Source organism: Streptomyces acidicola (genome assembly GCF_009377235.1).
Taxonomy (GTDB): Bacteria; Actinomycetota; Actinomycetes; order Streptomycetales; family Streptomycetaceae; genus Streptomyces; species Streptomyces acidicola.
In genome coordinates this window covers 1-2,649 of sequence record NZ_VMNX01000466.1, presented here as the reverse complement: position 1 = coordinate 2,649, position 2,649 = coordinate 1, and the positions used below count along the sequence as shown (strand labels likewise).

1 protein-coding gene is annotated in these 2,649 nt (G+C 76.4%); it reads left to right on the top strand.

Annotated features, from left to right (window positions below; translation table 11 throughout):
* On the top strand, nucleotides 1-2,649 hold a 2,649-nt coding region (locus tag FPZ41_RS46020), incomplete at both ends, for an acyltransferase domain-containing protein (protein ID WP_194236460.1).

The window sequence follows — 2,649 nt, the reverse complement described above, 5'->3', positions numbered from 1 at the left end:
CCCCACCGGAGCCCGAGCCGACGGCCCCCCACCGCACGCCCGGCGCCCTGCCCTGGCTGCTGTCCGCCGCCACCCCGGCCGCCCTGCGCGACCAGGCCGTGCGGCTGCGCGACCTCCTCGCCGGTGACGAGAGGCCGCGGCCCCTCGACGTCGCCTACTCCCTCGCCGTCACCCGCGCCGCCCTCGACCACCGCACCGCCGTGGTCACCGCCGCGGACGACCACGCGCCCTACCCGGCCGCCCTCGCCGACCCCACCGGCCCCGGCACCGTCCACGGCCAGGTCACCGGCCGGCCCAAGCTCGCCCTGCTGTTCTCCGGGCAGGGCAGCCAACGGCTCGGCATGGGCCGTGCACTGCACGCCCGGTTCCCGGTGTTCGCCGACGCGCTCGACGAGGCGCTGGCCTGCTTCGACCCCGGGCTGCGCGCGGTGATGTGGGGCACGGACGAGGCGCTGCTGAACCGTACGGACCACACCCAGGCCGCGCTGTTCGCCGTAGAGGTCGCGCTGTACCGGCTGCTGGAGTCCTGGGGCGTGCGAGCCGAGTTCGTCGCCGGGCACTCGGTCGGCGAGATCGCCGCGGCGCATGTGGCGGGGGTGCTGTCCCTCGCGGACGCCTGCACGCTGGTGGCGGCGCGCGGCCGGCTGATGGCCGCCCTTCCGCCGGGCGGCGTGATGGCCGCCGTCGAGGCGACCGAGGCCGAGGTACGGCCGCTGCTGACGCCCGGCGTGGCGGTGGCGGCCGTCAACGGGCCGCGCTCCCTGGTGCTTTCGGGCGCCGAGGAGGACGTGGCGGATCTGCTCGCGGCGCTGGGGGAGCGGCGGCACACCCGGCTCGCGGTGAGCCATGCCTTCCACTCACCGCTGATGGACCCGATCCTGGACGACTTCCGCGAGGTCACCGAAGGACTGACCTGGCACGCCCCGCAGCTCGCCGTCGTCTCCGGGCTGACCGGCCTCATCGCCGAACCGGAGGAACTGTGCTCGGCGGAGTACTGGGTACGGCACGTTCGTGAGACCGTGCGCTTCGCCGACGGTGTGACAGCCCTCGCGGAGGCCGGGACCACCGCCTTCCTGGAGATCGGCCCGGACGCCGTACTCGCCGCCGCCGCCCGCGCCTGCCTGCCCGAACAGGCCGTCGTGCAGCCGCTGTTGCGCCGGGACCGGGCCGAGGAGCCCGCGCTCGTCACCGGCCTCGCCGCGTTGCACGTCCACGGCGTGGCCGTCGACTGGGCCGGGTTCTTCGCCGGCACCGGCGCACGCCGCGTGGACCTGCCGACGTACGCCTTCCAGCGCGAGCGGTACTGGCCCGCCGGTGGCGCCCGCACCCTGGAGGTGACCGGCGCCGGGCTCGAAGCGGTCGGGCATCCGCTGCTCGGCGCCGCGATGGTCGTGGCCGGCTCCGACGATCTCGTGCTCACCGGCGTCCTCTCCACCGCCGTGCAGCCCTGGCTGGCCGACCACCGCGTCGGCGGCATGCTGTTCTTCCCCGGCACCGGCTTCCTGGAGCTGGCGATCCGCGCCGGGGACCAGGTGGGCTGCGCCCGGGTCGCCGAACTGACCCTCGCCGTACCGCTCGTGCTGCCCGAGGAGGGCGCCGTACAGGTACAGCTGAAGGTCGGCGGACCGGACGGGACGGGGCGCCGCGAGCTGTGGTTCCACTCCCGGCCCGCCGACCGGCCCGAGGCACCCTGGACCCTGCACGCCACCGGCCGGCTCGCTCCGGACGCCGCCGAACCGGCTCGGTTCGACGCCGCCGAGTGGCCGCCGCGCGACGCGCGGCCCGTCGACATCACCGACCGCTACGACCGCTACGCCGCCGCCGGCCTGGTGTACGGCCCCGCCTTCCGCGGACTGCGCGCCCTGTGGCGGCGCGGTGAGGAACTGTTCGCGGAGATCGCCCTGGACGCCTCGGTCCGCGACACCGGCGAGTACGGCGTGCACCCCGGCCTGCTGGACTCCGTCCTGCACGCGGCCGCCCTGGACCACGACGCCGAGCGCCTGCTGCCGTTCGAGTGGCGTGATGTGACCCTGCACGCCTCGGGACCCGCACTGCTGCGTGCCCGGCTGCTGCGCACCGGACCGGACACCGTCGTGGTCGACGCCGCCGACACGCAGGGCGCCCCGGTCCTCTCCATCGCCGGCCTCACCCTGCGGGCCGCACCCGACGCCGCCGCCACGGCTGCCCTGCCCGACCCGGCCGGGTCGCTGTTCCGCCTGGAGTGGCACAACCACGAGGTACCGGCCGCCGCGCGGGGCGGCTGGGCCCTGGTCGGCGAGGACCCGTTCGGGCTCGCGGCGCATCTGGAGGGCGCCGCGCACGTCCCGACGCCGGCCGCGCTGCCGGGCGAGCGGGCACCGCGCCACCTCGTGATCTCCGTCGCCGGGTCGGGCGAGGGCGCCGAGGCGGCCCGTACCGCCACCCGCCAAGTCCTCTCCCTGCTACAGGACTTCCTCACCGACGACCGCTTCCGCCGCTCCCGTCTGCTGCTGGTCACGCGGGGCGCCGTCGCCGCGACGGACGCCGAGGACGTGAGGGACCTGGGCGCCGCCGCCGTATGGGGACTCGCCCGGTCCGCACAGGCCGAACACCCCGGCCGTCTGCTGCTGGCGGACACCGACGACGCGTCCGCCGCGCTGCTGCCCACCC